This is a genomic window from Pseudomonas sp. GW460-LB5 (genome assembly GCF_059423245.1).
In genome coordinates this window covers 265,614-282,263 of the sequence record NZ_JBWKXT010000001.1, presented here as the reverse complement: position 1 = coordinate 282,263, position 16,650 = coordinate 265,614, and the positions used below count along the sequence as shown (strand labels likewise).

General features: G+C 63.2%; 15 protein-coding genes. 9 read left to right on the top strand and 6 right to left on the bottom strand.

What is annotated here, in order from left to right; all coding sequences use genetic code 11:
• Positions 1-53 precede the first annotated feature (53 nt).
• The 4 genes from bglX (at position 54) to AC07XM_RS01300 (ending at position 7,128) form a co-directional block, all read left to right on the top strand.
• On the top strand, positions 54-2,345 hold the full coding sequence (bglX, locus tag AC07XM_RS01315; RefSeq protein ID WP_023047317.1) for a beta-glucosidase BglX: 2,292 nt from the start codon (positions 54-56) through the stop codon (positions 2,343-2,345).
• Positions 2,346-2,492: 147 nt separating this feature from the next.
• The gene (locus AC07XM_RS01310) at positions 2,493-4,250 is read left to right on the top strand and encodes a sensor histidine kinase (protein WP_016488856.1); all 1,758 of its coding nucleotides are present in this window, start codon (positions 2,493-2,495) and stop codon (positions 4,248-4,250) included.
• On the top strand, positions 4,244-5,578 hold the full coding sequence (locus tag AC07XM_RS01305; RefSeq protein WP_023047318.1) for a sigma-54-dependent transcriptional regulator: 1,335 nt from the start codon (positions 4,244-4,246) through the stop codon (positions 5,576-5,578). Before AC07XM_RS01310 ends, AC07XM_RS01305 begins: the two co-directional genes overlap by 7 nt.
• Positions 5,579-5,808: 230 nt before the next feature.
• The gene (locus AC07XM_RS01300; RefSeq protein ID WP_024717451.1) at positions 5,809-7,128 is read left to right on the top strand and encodes an MFS transporter; all 1,320 of its coding nucleotides are present in this window, start codon (positions 5,809-5,811) and stop codon (positions 7,126-7,128) included.
• Between the two features lie 162 nt (positions 7,129-7,290).
• Here AC07XM_RS01300 and AC07XM_RS01295 read toward each other — a convergent pair whose 3' ends face one another.
• Complete coding sequence (locus AC07XM_RS01295; protein WP_023047319.1) at positions 7,291-8,043, bottom strand: COG4705 family protein; 753 nt, start codon at positions 8,041-8,043, stop codon at positions 7,291-7,293.
• 341 nt (positions 8,044-8,384) lie between these two features.
• Here AC07XM_RS01295 and AC07XM_RS01290 point away from each other — a divergent pair, with 341 nt between their 5' ends.
• Together AC07XM_RS01290 and AC07XM_RS01285 are read left to right on the top strand one after the other, a co-directional pair.
• On the top strand, positions 8,385-8,711 hold the full coding sequence (locus AC07XM_RS01290) for a hypothetical protein (RefSeq protein WP_102688912.1): 327 nt from the start codon (positions 8,385-8,387) through the stop codon (positions 8,709-8,711).
• A gap of 118 nt (positions 8,712-8,829) precedes the next feature.
• Positions 8,830-9,435 (top strand): flavin reductase family protein, encoded by a 606-nt coding sequence (locus AC07XM_RS01285; protein WP_016488861.1) that lies wholly within the window; start codon positions 8,830-8,832, stop codon positions 9,433-9,435.
• Here AC07XM_RS01285 and AC07XM_RS01280 read toward each other — a convergent pair whose 3' ends face one another.
• Together AC07XM_RS01280 and AC07XM_RS01275 are read right to left on the bottom strand one after the other, a co-directional pair.
• Complete coding sequence (locus tag AC07XM_RS01280) at positions 9,436-9,702, bottom strand: hypothetical protein (protein ID WP_016488862.1); 267 nt, start codon at positions 9,700-9,702, stop codon at positions 9,436-9,438.
• A 16-nt stretch (positions 9,703-9,718) separates the two neighbouring features.
• Entirely contained in the window at positions 9,719-10,012 is a 294-nt protein-coding gene (locus AC07XM_RS01275; RefSeq protein WP_016488863.1) for a putative quinol monooxygenase, read from the bottom strand.
• 202 nt (positions 10,013-10,214) lie between these two features.
• On the opposite strand from AC07XM_RS01275, the gene AC07XM_RS01270 reads away from it, so the two are divergent.
• A complete protein-coding gene (locus AC07XM_RS01270; protein WP_060517525.1) occupies positions 10,215-11,135 on the top strand; it encodes an AraC family transcriptional regulator in 921 nt (306 codons plus the stop codon).
• 133 nt (positions 11,136-11,268) lie between these two features.
• Here the strand turns inward: AC07XM_RS01270 and AC07XM_RS01265 are convergent, their stop codons facing one another.
• A complete protein-coding gene (locus tag AC07XM_RS01265) occupies positions 11,269-12,906 on the bottom strand; it encodes a 5-guanidino-2-oxopentanoate decarboxylase (RefSeq protein ID WP_016488865.1) in 1,638 nt (545 codons plus the stop codon).
• Positions 12,907-13,020: 114 nt separating this feature from the next.
• On the opposite strand from AC07XM_RS01265, the gene AC07XM_RS01260 reads away from it, so the two are divergent.
• Positions 13,021-13,896 (top strand): LysR substrate-binding domain-containing protein, encoded by an 876-nt coding sequence (locus AC07XM_RS01260; protein WP_016488866.1) that lies wholly within the window; start codon positions 13,021-13,023, stop codon positions 13,894-13,896.
• A gap of 98 nt (positions 13,897-13,994) precedes the next feature.
• Here AC07XM_RS01260 and AC07XM_RS01255 read toward each other — a convergent pair whose 3' ends face one another.
• Positions 13,995-14,609 carry an NAD(P)-dependent oxidoreductase gene (locus tag AC07XM_RS01255; protein WP_102689328.1) on the bottom strand — a complete coding sequence of 205 codons (615 nt, stop codon included), beginning with the start codon at positions 14,607-14,609 and terminating at the stop codon, positions 13,995-13,997.
• Between the two features lie 28 nt (positions 14,610-14,637).
• Positions 14,638-15,513, bottom strand: coding sequence for an MBL fold metallo-hydrolase (locus tag AC07XM_RS01250; RefSeq protein ID WP_102689327.1), 876 nt, complete (start codon positions 15,511-15,513; stop codon positions 14,638-14,640).
• 102 nt (positions 15,514-15,615) lie between these two features.
• On the opposite strand from AC07XM_RS01250, the gene AC07XM_RS01245 reads away from it, so the two are divergent.
• Positions 15,616-16,521 carry a LysR family transcriptional regulator gene (locus tag AC07XM_RS01245; RefSeq protein ID WP_060517521.1) on the top strand — a complete coding sequence of 302 codons (906 nt, stop codon included), beginning with the start codon at positions 15,616-15,618 and terminating at the stop codon, positions 16,519-16,521.
• Positions 16,522-16,650: the final 129 nt, after the last annotated feature.

Sequence of the window (16,650 nt, the reverse complement as noted above, 5' to 3'; positions counted from 1 at the left end):
TCCGGCCGCGCGCGTATCACCCTGGATACGGCAGAGGCCCCACAACGGAATTGATGATGAAACTGTCTTTGCTGGGCCTGGCCATGGGCCTTGCCAGTCAGGCGGCTCTTGCCGCCCCCTACGCCCCGCCCCTGCAGGACAAGCAGGCGTTCATCGAGCACCTGATCAGCCAGATGACCGAAGCCGAGAAGATCGGCCAGTTGCGCCTGATCAGCATCGGCCCGGAAATGCCCCACGAAAAGATCCGCGAGGAAATCGCAGCAGGCCGCATCGGCGGTACCTTCAACTCGCGCACCGCACCCGAAAACCGCCCCATGCAGGACGCGGCCATGCGCAGCCGACTGAAGATCCCGATGTTCTTCGCCTACGACACCATTCACGGCGAACGCACCATTTTCCCGATCGGCCTGGGCATGGCCGCCACCTGGGACATGGACGCCGTCGCCAAGGTCGGCCGCACTGCCGCCATCGAAGCCTCGGCCGACGCCCTGGACATGACCTTTGCCCCCATGGTCGATATCGCCCGTGACCCGCGCTGGGGCCGTACCAGCGAAGGCTTCGGCGAGGACACCTACCTGACCTCGAAGATCGGCCAGGTGATGGTGCGCTCGTTCCAGGGCAGCAGCCCGGCCAACCCCGACAGCATCATGGCCATCGTCAAGCACTTCGCCCTGTATGGTGCAGTGGAAGGCGGGCGCGACTACAACACGGTCGATATGAGCCTGCCGAAAATGTACAACGACTACCTGCCGCCGTACCGCGCCGCGCTTGACGCCGGTGCTGGCGGGGTGATGGTGGCGCTGAACTCGATCAACGGTGTGCCGGCCACCTCCAACACCTGGTTGATGAATGACCTGCTGCGCAAGGAGTGGGGCTTCAAAGGCGTGACCATCAGCGACCACGGCGCCATCCAGGAGCTGATCCGCCACGGCGTCGCCCGTGACGGCCGTGAAGCCGCCAAGCTGGCGATCAAGGCCGGCATCGACATGAGCATGAACGACACCCTGTACGGCGAAGAGCTGCCAGGCCTGCTGAAGTCCGGCGAAGTGACCCAGCGCGAACTGGACCAGGCGGTACGCGAAGTGCTCGGTGCCAAGTACGACATGGGCCTTTTCAAGGACCCCTACGTGCGCATCGGCAAAGCCGAAACCGACCTGAAAGACTATTACGGCAACGACCGCCTGCACCGCGAAGCTGCGCGCGACGTGGCACGCCGCAGCCTGGTGCTGCTGGAAAACCGCAACCAGACCCTGCCGCTGAAAAAGGCCGGCACCATCGCCCTGGTCGGCCCGCTGGCCGATGCCCCGATCGACATGATGGGCAGCTGGGCCGCCGACGGTAAACCGGTGCATTCGGTGACCGTACGCGAAGGCCTGCGCCGCGCCGTGGAAGGCAAGGCCAAGCTGGTCTTCGCCAAAGGCTCCAACGTCACTGGCGACAAGGCGATCCTCGATTACCTGAACTTTCTCAACTTCGACGCCCCGGAAATCGTCGACGACCCGCGCCCGCCTGCGGTGCTGATCGATGAAGCGGTCAAGGCGGCCAGGCAATCCGATGTGGTGGTGGCAGTGGTCGGCGAGTCCCGCGGTATGTCCCACGAGTCTTCGAGCCGTACCACCCTGGAAATTCCGGCCAGCCAGCGCGAGCTGATCAAAGCCCTCAAGGCCACCGGCAAACCGCTGGTGCTGGTGCTGATGAACGGCAGGCCGCTGTCGATCAGTTGGGAGCGAGAGCAGGCCGACGCCATTCTCGAAACCTGGTTTGCCGGAACTGAAGGCGGTAATGCCATTGCCGACGTGCTGTTCGGTGACTACAACCCGTCCGGCAAGCTGGCCATCACCTTCCCGCGCTCGGTCGGGCAGATCCCGATGTACTACAACCACACCCGCATCGGTCGGCCCTTCACCCCTGGCAAACCGGGCAACTACACCTCGCAGTACTTTGAAGAGCCCAACGGCCCGCTGTACCCGTTCGGCTATGGTCTGAGCTATAGCAGCTTCGAGCTGTCGGGCCTGAAGCTTTCGAACAAGGACCTGAAGCGCGGGGACACACTGGAGGCCAAGGTGACGGTGGCGAACACCGGCAAGGTAGCCGGCGAGACCGTGGTGCAGTTGTACCTGCAAGATGTGTCGGCGTCGATGAGCCGCCCGGTAAAGGAACTGAAGAACTTCCAGAAGCTGATGCTCAAGCCGGGCGAGTCACGCACCTTGACCTTCCGCATCAGTGAGGAAGACCTGAAGTTCTACAATGGCCAGCTGCAGCGGGTTGCCGAGCCAGGGGAGTTCAATGTCCAGGTCGGGCTGGATTCCCAGGCGGTGCAACAGCAGAGCTTCGAACTGCTGTAACTGAAAGGTCGCCTGTACCGGCCCTTTCGCGGGCTTGCCCGCTCCCGCAGGATACTCACAGCCCGATGGACCTGTGCAGTACCTGTGGGAGCGGGCAAGCCCGCGAAGAGGCCAACCCCGATATCACCATCATCCGGATCCGCCCCGATGCCCTTTTCCTTTCGCGCCCTGCGTCTGGGGCTGATCACCCTGTTGATCGTGCTGGGCACCGCCCTCAGTGCCGGGTGGGCCATGCACCAGGCCAAGCGCCAGGCCATGGAAGACGACGCCCGGCGTGCCAGCCAGCAGTTGGGCCTGTACGCCAATACCTTGCACACCCTGATAGACCGCTACCGCGCCCTGCCCGCCGTGCTGGCGCTGGACCCGGAACTGATCGCCGCCCTGCGCGACCCTGTCAGCGAACAGGTGCAGAACGCCCTGAACCGCAAGCTCGAACGCATCAACGGCGCCGCAAATTCCTCCACGCTCGAACTGCTTGACCGCACCGGCCTGGCCATCGCCGCCAGCAACTGGCGGCTGCCCAGCAGCTACGTCGGTTCCAACTACGGCTTCAGGCCCTACTTCAAGCAGACCCGCAGCCAGGGCAGTGGCCGCTTTTACGCCGTGGGCGTGACCAGTGGCGTGCCGGGCTACTTCCTCGCCAGCGCGGTGAACGACGAGCATGGCCGCTTCCTCGGCGCCATGGTGGTGAAGCTGGAGTTCCCCGAACTTGAACGCGAGTGGCGCCAGGGCAGCGACATCCTGCTGGTAAGCGACGCCCGCGGCATCACCTTCATTGCCAACCAGGACGGCTGGCGTTACCGCGAGCTGCAGCCGCTCAGTGGTGCCGACCGTGCCGAACTGGCCGAAACACGCCAGTACGACAAGCAACCGCTGGTGCCGTTGCAGCATCAGGTGCTGACGCGCTTTGCCGCCAACAGTACCCTCAGCCGCGTGCAAGGCCCCGAGGGCAGCGCCGAGTACCTGTGGGAAAGCCTGCCACTGGAAAGCGAAAACTGGACCCTGCACCTGCTGCGCAAACCGCAGGTCGCCGCCGACGGCCGCAATGCCGCCCTCGGCGCCGCTGCCGTCTGGCTGAGCCTGGTGTTCGCCGCCCTGTTCGTCAGCCAGCGCCTGCGCCTGGCCCGTCTGCGCCAGCGCAGCCGGCAAGAACTAAAGCGCCAGGTCGAGGAGCGCACCCGCGAACTGCGCACTGCTCAAGAAGGCCTGGTGCAATCAGCCAAGCTGGCGGCGCTCGGGCAGATGTCGGCCGCCATGGCCCACGAAATCAATCAGCCACTGACCACCCAGCGCATGCAACTGGAAACCCTTCGCCTGCTGCTCGACCATGGCCGCCATGACGAAGCGCGCCAGGCATTGGAGCCACTGGAGCAAATGCTGACGCGCATGGCCGCGCTCACCAGCCACCTGAAAACCTTTGCCCGCAACAGCCCGGTCGGGCTGCGCGAGCGCCTCGACCTGGCCACCGTTGTCGACCAGGCACTGCATCTGCTGGAAACCCGCATTCGCACTGAGGAGGTAGAGGTTGCCCTGTACCTGGCGCGCCCGGCCTGGGTACGCGGCGATGCCATCCGCCTGGAGCAAGTGCTGATCAACCTGTTGCGCAATGCCCTCGACGCCATGGCCGACAAGCGCTACAAACGCCTGGAGGTGCGCATCGAGCCCGAGGGCGAGCGGTGGTGCCTGAGTGTGCTGGACTCGGGGGGCGGCATTGCCCAGCCCGACCTGGCCAAGGTCTTCGACCCGTTCTTCACCACCAAACCGGTGGGCGAAGGACTGGGCTTGGGCCTGGCCATTTCCTACGGCATCGTCCACGAGGCCGGTGGCCAGTTGCAGGCCGAAAACCTGCCCGGTGGCGCACGCCTGAGCCTTATCCTGCCCCGTGACCTGGAGCCTGTATGTTGAATTCAGTGATCGTCGTCGATGACGAAGCCAGTATCCGCACCGCGGTCGAGCAATGGCTGAGCCTGTCCGGCTTCGGCGTGCAACTGTTCGCACGCGCCGAAGAGTGCCTGGCACACCTGCCGCAGCACTTTCCCGGGGTAATCATCAGCGATGTGCGCATGCCGGGCATGGATGGCCTGCAGTTGCTCGAACGCCTGCAGGCGGAAGACCCCGACTTGCCTGTCATCTTGCTGACCGGCCACGGCGACGTGCCGATGGCAGTGGAGGCCATGCGCAGCGGCGCCTACGACTTCCTGGAAAAACCCTTCACCCCGCAGCACCTGCTGGGCAGCCTGCGCCGGGCCCTGGAAAAGCGCCAGCTGGTGCTGGAAAACCGCCGGCTGCACGAACAGGCAGACCTCAAGTCCCGCCTGGAAGGCACGCTGCTGGGCATGTCACAGGGCCTGCAACAGCTGCGCCGACAAGTACTGGAGCTGGCCAGCCTGCCGGTCAATGTGCTGATCCGTGGCGAAACCGGCAGTGGCAAGGAGCGCGTGGCCCGCTGCCTGCACGATTTTGGGCCGCGCGCCAGCAAACCCTTCGTCGCACTCAACTGCGCGGCCATCCCCGAGTCGCTGTTCGAGGCCGAGCTGTTCGGCCATGAGAGCGGCGCCTTCACCGGCGCCCAGGGGAAGCGCATCGGCAAGCTGGAGTACGCCAACGGAGGCACGGTGTTTCTCGATGAAATCGAAAGCATGCCACTGGCGCAACAGGCCAAGCTGTTGCGCGTGATCCAGGAGCAGAAGCTGGAGCGTCTGGGTGCCAACCAGAGCATCAGCGTCGACTTGCGTGTCATTGCCGCGACCAAGCCAGATTTGCTCGAGGAAGCTCGCGCCGGGCGCTTTCGCGAAGACCTTGCCTATCGCCTGAATGTGGCCGAGTTGCACCTGGCGCCGCTGCGGGAGCGGCGCGAAGACATTCCGCTGCTGTTCGAGCACTTTGCCCGTGCCGCAGGTGAAAAGCTTGGTCGTAATGCCTTGCCGTTAACGGGTCCACAGCTGGCGCAGCTGCTATCGCATGACTGGCCAGGCAACGTGCGTGAGCTGGCCAACGCGGCGGAGCGGCATGCGTTGGGGCTGGGTTCGCCAAACATTGAAGTGACACCTGCCGGACCTTCGCTGGGCGAGCAGATGGAAGCGTTCGAGGCGCAATGCCTGCGCGCAGCCTTGCGACTGCATGGGGGCGAGATCAAGTCGGTGATGGAGGCGTTGCAGCTACCCCGGCGTACGCTTAACGAAAAAATGCAGCGGCATGGGCTGGTGCGCGAGGACTTTGTCGGGCGCGAATGAGCGGATTTCCGCTTACCTGCAATCGTTGATAGGCAAAAATCCGCTTATCTCTGAGCGATCCTGGGGCTGCTTTGCAGCCCATCGCGACGCAAGGTCGCTCCTACAGGCCAGGTACCACAAGGTCCTGCACTCAAATGAATCACCCCGCCCCCATTTGGCACACCTTCTGCAATTGCCCTGGCAAGCTGCGCCACGGCGCGCTCCACAAAAACAACGAGAAGGTATCCCTGATGGATAACGCCACCTCCCTGCCCGCCGGGGCGGCCACTGCGCCCGCCGCGGAAAAAACCACCGCCAGCCGCCTGAAGTCGATTTTCAGCGGGTCCATCGGCAACATGGTCGAATGGTACGACTGGTACGTCTACGCCGCATTCTCGCTGTACTTCGCCAAGGCCTTTTTCCCGGCCGGTGACTCCACCGCACAATTGCTCAACACCGCCGCGATCTTCGCCGTGGGCTTCCTCATGCGCCCAATCGGTGGCTGGCTGATGGGCCTGTACGCCGACCGCAAAGGCCGCAAGGCCGCGCTGATGGCCTCGGTACTGCTGATGTGCGCAGGCTCGCTGGTCATCGCCCTGACCCCGGGCTACGAAACCATCGGCGTCGCCGCACCGATCCTGCTTGTCATCGCACGCCTGCTGCAAGGCTTGTCGGTGGGTGGCGAGTACGGCACCTCGGCCACCTACCTCAGCGAAATGGCCAGCAAGGAGCGCCGTGGCTTCTTCTCCAGTTTCCAGTACGTGACCCTGATCTCCGGCCAGCTCATCGCCCTGGCGGTACTGATTGTCCTGCAACAGACTCTGACCACAGAGCAGCTGTATGCCTGGGGCTGGCGCGTGCCGTTCGTGATCGGTGCGCTGTGCGCAGTGGTTGCCCTGTACCTGCGTCGCGGCATGGAAGAAACCGCCTCGTTCACCAAAAAGGAAAAGGCCAAGGAAAGCCTGATGCGCACCCTGCTGCGCCACCCCAAGGAGCTGATGACCGTGGTCGGCCTGACCATGGGCGGCACCCTGGCGTTCTATACCTACACCACCTACATGCAGAAGTACCTGGTCAACACCGTGGGCATGAGCATCAGCGACTCGACCACCATCTCGGCCGCCACGCTGTTCCTGTTCATGTGCCTGCAGCCGGTGATCGGTGGCCTGTCCGACAAGATCGGCCGACGTCCGATCCTGATCGCCTTCGGTGTGCTAGGCACCCTGTTCACCGTACCGATCCTCAGCACCCTGCACACCATCCAGACCTGGTGGGGCGCGTTCTTCCTGATCATGGCAGCACTGATCATCGTCAGCGGCTACACCTCGATCAACGCCGTGGTCAAGGCAGAGCTGTTCCCAACGGAAATCCGCGCCCTGGGCGTGGGCCTGCCGTACGCCCTGACTGTGTCGATCTTCGGCGGCACCGCCGAGTACGTGGCCTTGTGGTTCAAGAGCGCTGGCATGGAAAGCGGCTTCTACTGGTACGTCACCGCCTGTATCGCCTGCTCGCTGCTGGTTTACGCGACCATGAAGGACACCAAGCAACACTCGCGGATTACTACCGAGTGAATGTGAAGCTGCTGAAATGAAAAGGGCGCACCGTTCCAGGTGCGCCCTTTTCATTTGTTCGATCAACACTCATCTCGCTGTGAGCCGATTAAACATGCTATTCGGCTCATCCTGTGAGCCGGATAGCTCAGTTAATCGGCGCACTCGTGCCTCAGAGCCTGTTCAGGACATCTCCAACACCTGGCGCGGTTCCCGACGCTGGTACCAGGTGGCCATCAGCACCAGCACCAGCAGCACCCCGCCCAGCACGGCCGACGAACCGATTGTGCCGAAGTCCAGGCCGCCCTTTTCATGGGGTTTGGTGAGGAAGTCGCCCAAGGTGGCGCCGAATGGGCGTGTGAGCACGAACGCCACCCAGAACAACACCACGCCGGGGATGCGCGTCCAGTAACGGGCCACTACCACCAATGCGATGGCACTGCCGATCAGCAGCGCGCCGCCGGCAAAACCAAGCCCCGAATCATCGGCCAGGTAATCGCCAAGGGCAGTGCCAAGCGTGTTGGAAAACAGGATCGCTACCCAGTAGAACAGCTCGCCCGAACGATTCTTGATGCGGGTGACGTCCAGTGGGTTGCCGCTCAGGCGCCAGACCAGGAAGGTCAGCAGCAGGATCCCGATGAGCAGGGCCGAACCCGTGGCATAACCCAGACCCAGGGTGCGGTCCATGAAATCGGACATGGTAGTGCCAGCAGTGCTGGTGGAGAGGATCACCAGCCAGTACAGCATCGGATGGTAGCGGCGGGAGTAGAGCTGGCCGACCAAGGTCAGCAGGAACACGCTGATCAGCATCAACGAGCTGAGTGCATAGCCGATGTTCAGCGTCATCGACAGCAAGTCGCCGGCGGTTTCGCCAAGGGTGGTAGCGCAGATCTTCATGACCCAGAAGGCCAAGGTGATTTGCGGGAGTTTGTTCATTGTTGTGCCGCTCCAGTTTGAGGTGCGGCGATGGTGCTGAGCAGCGTCTGAAAAATCGGTTGGTGATGTATGAAAAAAGCGTTGATTGAACTTTGAAACAAGACATTTCGTTCTTAACGCCCCATTAATTCCCGACCCTCAAGCTGCAAGGGCTGATGAAACGATACGCGAGAGCTTACGGCGAGTGAACGACACCGCTACCTGACTCACGCGAAGTGCGCCCTGACACATCGATATATTCGATTTTTAGACGCTATTATTTGCGCTTTTTAATCAAATTAATCAGCGTAGGATTAAACCCATAGAAACAAACAACCTCTCGCACAGATGGAGCACCGACCATGAAAAACAAACTGATCCTCACCCTGGCCCTTTCGGTTTTCGCAGCTGGCGCCTTCGCCGAAGATGGCTTCGACCGTACCAGCGCTCACACCTTTGCCGCGGCTCAAACACAGTCCGCTAGCTACGCTGAAGATGGCTTTGACCGCACTGGCGGCCAACGCTTTGGCGAAGACGGCTTCGACCGCACCGGTGGCCAGCGTTTCGCCGAAGACGGCTTCGACCGCACCGGTGGCCAACGCTTTGCCGAAGACGGCTTTGACCGCACCGGTGGCCAACGCTTCGCCGAAGACGGCTTTGACCGCACCAACGCCCACCGCATCAGCTGATACCTGATGCGAGCAACCAGCCCGGCTTTGGCCGGGCTTGATCATTTGCAGGCGAGCACAGGCTTGGCACACTAGGCACCTTGTCCATCAGGAGGTAGGGCCAACAAGCCCAGCACAGATGTATTACTACGAACCTGCCAAAGGCCACGGCCTGCCCCACGACCCGTTCAACGCCATCGTCGGCCCCCGCCCTATCGGCTGGATTTCCTCGCACGACCGCGAAGGCCGCCTGAACCTGGCGCCCTACAGCTTCTTCAACGCCTTCAACTACATCCCGCCGATCATCGGTTTCTGCAGTGTCGGGCGCAAAGACAGCCTGAACAACATCGAGCAGACCGGCGAATTCGTCTGGAACCTGGCCACCCGCCCCCTGGCCGAGCAGATGAACCAGAGCTGCGCGCCGGTTGCTGCCGAGGTAAGCGAGTTCGAATTGAGCGGCCTCACCGCCACGCCCTCGCGCATCGTCAGCGTGCCGCGTGTAGGCGAAACCCCGGTGGCGTTCGAATGCAAGGTCAGCCAGATCGTCCAGCTCAAGCGGGCCGACCAGGAGCTGGTGCCCAGCTGGCTGATCCTTGGCGAAGTGGTGGCGGTGCATATTGCCGAGCACCTGCTGAAAAACGGCATCTACGATACCGCTGCTGCCGAACCGATTCTGCGTGGTGGTGGCCCGGCGGACTATTTCGAATTGGGCAACCTGTTCAAGATGGCCCGCCCGCCGGCCTGATCACCAGATCAGTTCGCCCTCTTCGCTGACGCCTTGCAGGCGTTGCAGCTCGGCCGTGGCCGCTTCGTCGGCAGCCACGGCGCCTTTGAATACCTGCCCGTCGAGGACCTTGTGAAAGCGCGGCGCGCCGCCCATGCTCAAGGCCTTGACCGCAATGGCGGCGCTGTAGCCGCCACCTTCCACAGGCACCATCGCCGATACCGCTTCGAAATGAGTGAATTCCCTACGTGCCATGTTGCTATCCGCTTGGTTGAACAAGGGCGTCACTTTACCTCATCCACCCTCAATCGAAGGTATGCAAGTCCAGGCTGCTGACCACTTGCGCCTGCACCAGCTCGCCAAACACGTCCAGGGTCGGCGAAGCAAAGTAGCCACTCATCGCCTGCTGATCCTGCCAGCTGCCACTGAGCAACCACAGGTCGGCATCGGCCTGGGAGCGCTGCACCGTGAAACTCAGGCAACCCGGCGCACGCCGCGAGGGCTCGAGCAGGTCGCGCAGGCGCGCGCCCAGCTCTGCCGAGCGCCCGCTGCTGGCACGGATGAAAGCAAGATGGGTGACCGGTTGTTTTAGGGTCATTACACAATCTCCTTGAAGCAGGCGGACGGAAAAGCCAGGTTGCCAAGGTTAGGGGCTCACCCGCGCGGCGCGTTAGGCCAATACTGCTCGCCGATTGCCTGATCCTGCAGCGCGGCAGGATCAGGCAATCGACGTGCAGCTTTCGACTAGCGCCCGTCTTTGCCCAAACCTATGCTGCGTCGGTCAGTAGAGGAAAGCCATCATGACCACCGCCACGTCCATCGACCCGCCCCTGGAACTGCAGCGCCTGGAACTGGCCGAGCTGATCCGCCGCCACGCCGGCGACCCTCATGGCCCGGCATCCGCCATCGATGACCTGTACCTGGTGCGCTACACCGAGAACGTGCGCTCGGTGCCGACCTTGGCACAACCCGCACTGTGTATCCTTGCCCAAGGCAGCAAAACCCTGTTCCTCGGGGACGAGCAATACGCCTATGACCCACTGCATTACATGGTTGTCTCGGTGACCTTGCCGCTGAGTGGCGTGAGGCTCGACGCCAGCCCGGAGAACCCAAGCCTTGGCCTGCGCATGGACCTGGACCCGGCCGAGATCAGCCAGCTGATCGCCGAAAGCGGGCCGATGCTGGTACCCAACCGGCCCTCAGGCCGTGGCCTGTATGTGGAAAGGACCGATGCCGCATTGCTCGACGCCTTGCTGCGGCTGCTGCGCCTGCTGGACACCCCGCGCGACATCGCCATGCTCGCGCCGCTGTTCCGCCGCGAGATTCTCTATCGCCTGCTGCGGGGGCCGCAGGGTTGCCGGCTGTATGAAATTGCCTTGGCCAACAGCCAGACTCACCGGGTTTGCCAGGCCATTACCTGGCTGAACAACAACTATCAGTTGCCGCTGCGCATCGAGGATCTGGCGCGGGAGGTCAACCTCAGCACCTCGACCTTGCACCATCGCTTCAAGGCCGTGACGTCGATGAGCCCGTTGCAGTACCAGAAGCAGCTGCGCCTGCAGGAGGCGCGGCGGTTGATGCTCAACGACGGGCTTGAGGCGGCGGTGGCCGCCTATCGGGTGGGGTATGAAAGCCCGTCGCAGTTCAGCCGTGAGTACAGCCGGCTGTACGGCGCACCACCGATTCGGGATGTGGCGCGGTTGCGGGCTACTGCTGGCTGAGTCCTGTTTTTCCTGTACCGGCCTCTTCGCGGGCTTGCCCGCTCCCACAGGTACAGCACAACTTCAGAGTATGTGCAGCACCTGTGGGAGCGGGCAAGCCCGCGAAAGGGCCAGTACAGGCAATAGCTTGACTTCAACCCGCCACGGTTTCCTGCCACTGATTCTGGTCAACCTGAATCAAGGTCGGCCCGGTGCGCTCCACCGCCTGCCCCAGCGCCGCTTGCAGCTGCTTCACGTCCGTCACATGCTCCGCCGCAGCCCCCAACGCCCGCGCCACGCCGAGGAAGTCCGGGGTATGGATATCGACCCCGACCGGCTCGATCGCCCGGTTGACCATGTACTTCTTGATCTCCTCGTACCCTTGGTTATTCCACAGCAGCACGATCAACGGCACCTGCGCCTCCACCGCGCTGGCCAGTTCTGGCAGGGTGAACTGCAAACCGCCGTCACCAATCAGGCACACCGCAGGCGCGCGCTGACCGATTTGCTCCGCACTCCCCAGCCAGGCGCCCATGGCCGCAGGCAGGGCGTAACCCAGGGTGCCGTAACCGGTGGAGGCATTGAACCAGCGGCGTGGCTGGTCCATGTCCAGGGTCAGGTTGCCGGTGTACACGGGCTGGGTCGAATCGCCCACCAGGACGGCATTAGGCAGTCGTTCGAGAATCGCGCTCAGCAAGCGCGTCTGGCTCAGGGTTGGCTGGTCCCAACCTGCCGCCAGAGCCTGGCGTAGGCAGCCTACCCGAGCCACACCCCAAGTGCTTTCACGCACGGGTTGCGGCAGGGCCTGCAAGGCACCGAGCAATGCATCAGCAGCCAGTCCGGCATCGGCCACCAGCGCAAGCTCGGGCAAGTAATTGCGCACGGTCTGGTCCGGGTCGATGTCGATGCGCAGCAGGCTGCCCGGGATCTCGAAACCACCCTTGAAGGTCACGTCATAATCGGTTTCGGCCAATTCGGTGCCGATCGCCAGCACCACATCGGCCTCAGCCACCAGCGCACGTGTGGCCGGCAGCGACTGGGTCGAACCGATCTGCAGCGGGTGGCTGGCCGGCAACAAACCTTTGGCATTGATGGTCAGCGCCACCGGGGCCTGAAGGTGTTCGGCCAGGCGCGCCAGCGCAGCCCCCGCGGCCAACGCACCACCGCCCGCCAGGATCAAGGGCCGCCTTGCACCTGCCAGGCGCTCGGCCATCTGCGCCACGGCCTGCGGCGCTGCCCCTGCCCGGCTGCCACGCACCGGGCGGCCCGGCAGCAGGAAGTCGGCCGGTTCGACCAGCACGTCGAGCGGGATTTCGATATGCACCGGGCGCGGCCGGGCGCTCTCGAACACGGCAAATGCTCGCGCCAGCACCTGCGGCAGGTCTGCAGCCGTCATCAAGGTGTGAGAAAACGCGGCCACACCCGACACCAGTGCCGCCTGGTTGGGCAGCTCGTGCAGCTTGCCGCGGCCACCGCCCAGCTGGTCACGGGACTGCACGCTGGAAATCACCAGCATCGGGATCGAGTCGGCATACGCCTGGCCCATGGCAGTGGTGATGTTGGTCATGCCCGGGCCGGTAATAATGAAGCACACCCCAGGTTTGCCACGGGTGCGCGCATAGCCATCAGCCATGAACCCGGCACCCTGCTCGTGGCGCGGGGTGATGTGGCGAATGGACGAGCCTGCCAGACCACGATAGAGCTCCACGGTATGTACACCGGGAATGCCGAAGACATGGTCGACGCCATAGCCTTCAAGGAGATTGACCAGAACTTCGCCGCAGGTTGCCATCGGTTTTCACCCTGAATATTGTTGGATTATGCCCTTATTGGACCCAAGCCACGGCTACCGCCACAATGCAAAAAAACACATACTAGCCATGTCCTGTCATCATGGCTCAGCACGATGAAACGCTTCCCGCCCCTGCCCGCCCTGCACACCTTTCTGGTTACCGCCCAGCACTGCAACTTCACCCGTGCAGGGCAACAGCTGCACATCACCCAAGGCGCCGTCAGCCGGCAGATCGCTGCCCTCGAAGCGCACCTGGGTTATGCGCTTTTCCAGCGCCAGGCCCGCGGGCTGAGCCTGACCCGCGAAGGCCAGGACTGGCTGCCTCGTGTACAGCAGGTATTCGCGCTGATTGAGCAAGGCGTGCGTGAGGTCGGTGGACGCAGCACTACCTTGCAGCTCAAGGCCCCAACCTGCGTGATGCGCTGGCTGCTGCCGCGCCTGATGGAATGGCAGGCACTGCGCCCGGACGTACCGGTGGAGCTGACCACCACGGTGCAGCATGGCGTGGATTTTCGTCGCGAGGGCTTCGATGCAGCGGTGGTTTATGGCGATGCGCCAAACCACGGGCTGCATGTGCGCAAGCTGTTCGATGAACAACTTACGCCCGTGTGCGCCCCCTCGTTGCGTGAGGGGCCGATACCGTTGCAGCAGGTGGAAGACCTGGCGCGGCACATGCTGCTCCACCCGTCGCGGGATGAACATGACTGGCAGTTGTGGCTGCAGGCAGCGGGGGTGACGTTGGCCACTCATGGGCCGAAGCAGCATTTCGAGACACTGGACATGGCGATGGCCATGGCCTCGCAGGGGACGGGTGTGGCCATCGGCGACTGGTCGCTGATTGGCGATGACTTGCGCGGGGGGCGGCTGTGCATGCCGTTTGCGCTGAAGGTAGTGACCGGGAAAGGGTATTACCTGGTAAGCCAGGCCAGAAGCTTGCCGCCAGGGTTGATGGAGTTACTGGACTGGCTGGAGAGCCAGGCTAGCCAATAAGTGCCTCTTCGCGGGCGCGCCCGCTCCCACAGGTACAGCATGGGCCTTGGGAACTGTGCTGTAGCTGTGGGAGCGGGCATGCCCGCGAAGCAGGCGACTCAGTAGCCCACTGTAAACCGCTGCCGCGAATGCGCCGGCTTTTCCAGCTCGTCGAGCATGGCAATGGCATAGTCGGCAAAGGTGATCCAGCTTTTGCCATCCGCACCGATCAGCAGATGATCCTTGCCCACTTTGTAGCGCCCGCTGCGCTCACCTTCAACAAACTCCGCCGACGGCGAGAGGAATGTCCAGTCCAGGTCTGGGTCGCGCTGCAACGCTTCCAGAAAACGCACCCCGGCCGTGGCCTCGGCCTTGTAGGCCTCCGGGAAGTCCGGGCTGTCGATTACCCGATGCCCCGACGGCAGCAGCAAGCTGCCGGCCCCCCCCACAACTAGCAGGCGCTTTACCCCGGCCCGCTTGACCGGCTCGATGATGGCATGCGGCTCGATGGTCGAGAAATGCGCCGCGCTCAACACCGCGTCCATACCCGTTACCGCCGCTTGCAGGGCCGCACTGTCCTTGGCATCCAGCGCCTTGACGGTCACCCCTTCACGCCCTTGCAGTGGCGAAGGGTCGCGGGCGATGGCCAACACACTGTGGCCACGGCGCAGGGCCTCCTCCAGCAACTGGCTGCCAGCGCGGCCAGTGGCACCGATAATTGCGATCTTGCTCATGGGAACACTCTCCATTGATTGAACGGAATTACCACTTCATCTCGCCCTTGGCGACCTTGGCACCGAGTTCCAGCGAGCTTTCATCGGCCAGGCCCGGGTAGCGCTGCTTCATGGCCTGGATCAACGCATTGGCGTCTTTCGCCTTGGCGGTTTCAGCGTCAAACCCACGAATGTAGTTTGCCGTGAAGCGCACGGCCTGCAGTGAACGGCTGCTGTCTCCCAGGTAATGCCCGGGGATGACCGTGCGTGGCCCCAGCGCCTCGATGTGCGCCAAGGTGCCAAGCCAATCGGCATGGGACTTGGCCGATTGAGTGTCGGCCATCCACACATGAATGTTTTCGGACACCACCACGCCACCGACCACCGCCTTGATCGACGGGATCCACACAAAACTGCGGTCTGGTTGCGGGCCGTCCAGGCCGACCACGTCCAAGGCCTGCCCCTCCAGCGTCAGGCGCTGCCCTACGAGCACTTGCGGCAGCACCAGCCGCTGCGGTTTGTCTGCCCCCATCTGCGGCCCCCAGTACGCCAGCTTGGCATCCCTGGTCTGGCGGATATGTGCAACCGTGGCGGCAGAGGCCAGCACCTTGGCGTTGGGGAAGGCCTGGGTCAGGGTGTCCAGGCCAAAGTAATAGTCCGGGTCGCCGTGGCTGATGTAGATGGTGGTCAAGTGTTTGCCGCCAGCCTGCAGGCGCTTTACCAGTTGCTCAGCCTGGGCTTTGCCAAACTGGGCGTCGACCAGCACGGCATCGTGCTCGCCACTGACAATCACCGAACTGACCGGAAAAATGGCCTCGTGCCCAGGGTTGTAGACCTCCAGTTGCAGCGGTTCGGCGGCTAGCGCAGGGCCGGCCAGGGTCACGCAGGCCAGTAGCAGGCCTCGCAGGGGGGTGAACAGGGACATGGGCAAGGCCTTCAGTTGAACAATGCCTAACAGCTTAGTTGCCCGATCCGTGACAAAAAATGCCATGCTTGAACATAGTTTGTTTCTAAAAACGGGCAAATCATGGACCGTCTCAACGCCATGCGCGTTTTCGTTACCGTCGTCGACCTGGGCAGCCAGTCGGCAGCGGCAGACCACCTGCAGCTTTCTCGCCCCGTGGTGTCGCGTTACCTGGCAGAGCTGGAGGACTGGGTTGGCGCGAGGCTAATGCAGCGCACCACTCGCAAGCTCAGCCTCACCGCGGCCGGCCAGGAAACCCTGCCCCGCTGCCGGCAACTGCTGGAACTGGCCGGCGACCTGCAGGCCGCGGTGCAGCAGCCGGATGACGCGCCGAAAGGCGCGCTGCGCATCAGCGTCAGCACCTCTTTCGGCCAGGCGCAGCTGGTGGACGCGGTGGCGGCCTATGTGCGGCGCTATCCTGGGGTGAAGGTGGAACTGCAAATGCTCGATCGCACCGTCAACCTGGTGGATGAGCGCATCGACCTGGCCATCCGCACCAGCAACGAGCTGGACCCCAACCTGATCGCCCGGCGCCTGAGCGTGTGCCGCTCGGTGGTGTGCGCAGCCCCGGCCTACCTGAGCGAGCACGGCGTACCGCAACGGGTCGAGGACCTGAGCCGGCACAACTGCCTGACCCATGCCTATTTCGGCCACAGCCTGTGGCATTTCGAGGTGGCCGGCCAGCAGGTCGCCGTACCGGTGGCGGGAAACATCAGCGCCAACGAAGCCATGACATTGCAAAAGGCAGCCCTGGCCAGCGCAGGAATCGCCATGCTGCCAACCTACCAGGCCGCCGACGCCCTGCGCAGGGGCGAACTGGTACGCCTGCTGCCCGAAGCGCAGCCACGTGAACTGAACCTGAATGCGGTGTACACGTCACGCAAGCACATGCCGGCGACCTTGCGCAGCATGTTGGATTTCCTGGTGCAGCGGTTCAAGGACGAGCCGGAGTGGGATCGGGATCTGTAACGCTGAAATTGGCCTACGCTGGAAGGTATCACCTATTGCTGTAACAGGAGGTGAGCACCATGGGCATCAAATCCAGAAGAGTCGCCCTTGTCATGGCCCTGACTGCGGTCGCAGGGCTGTATGGTTCAG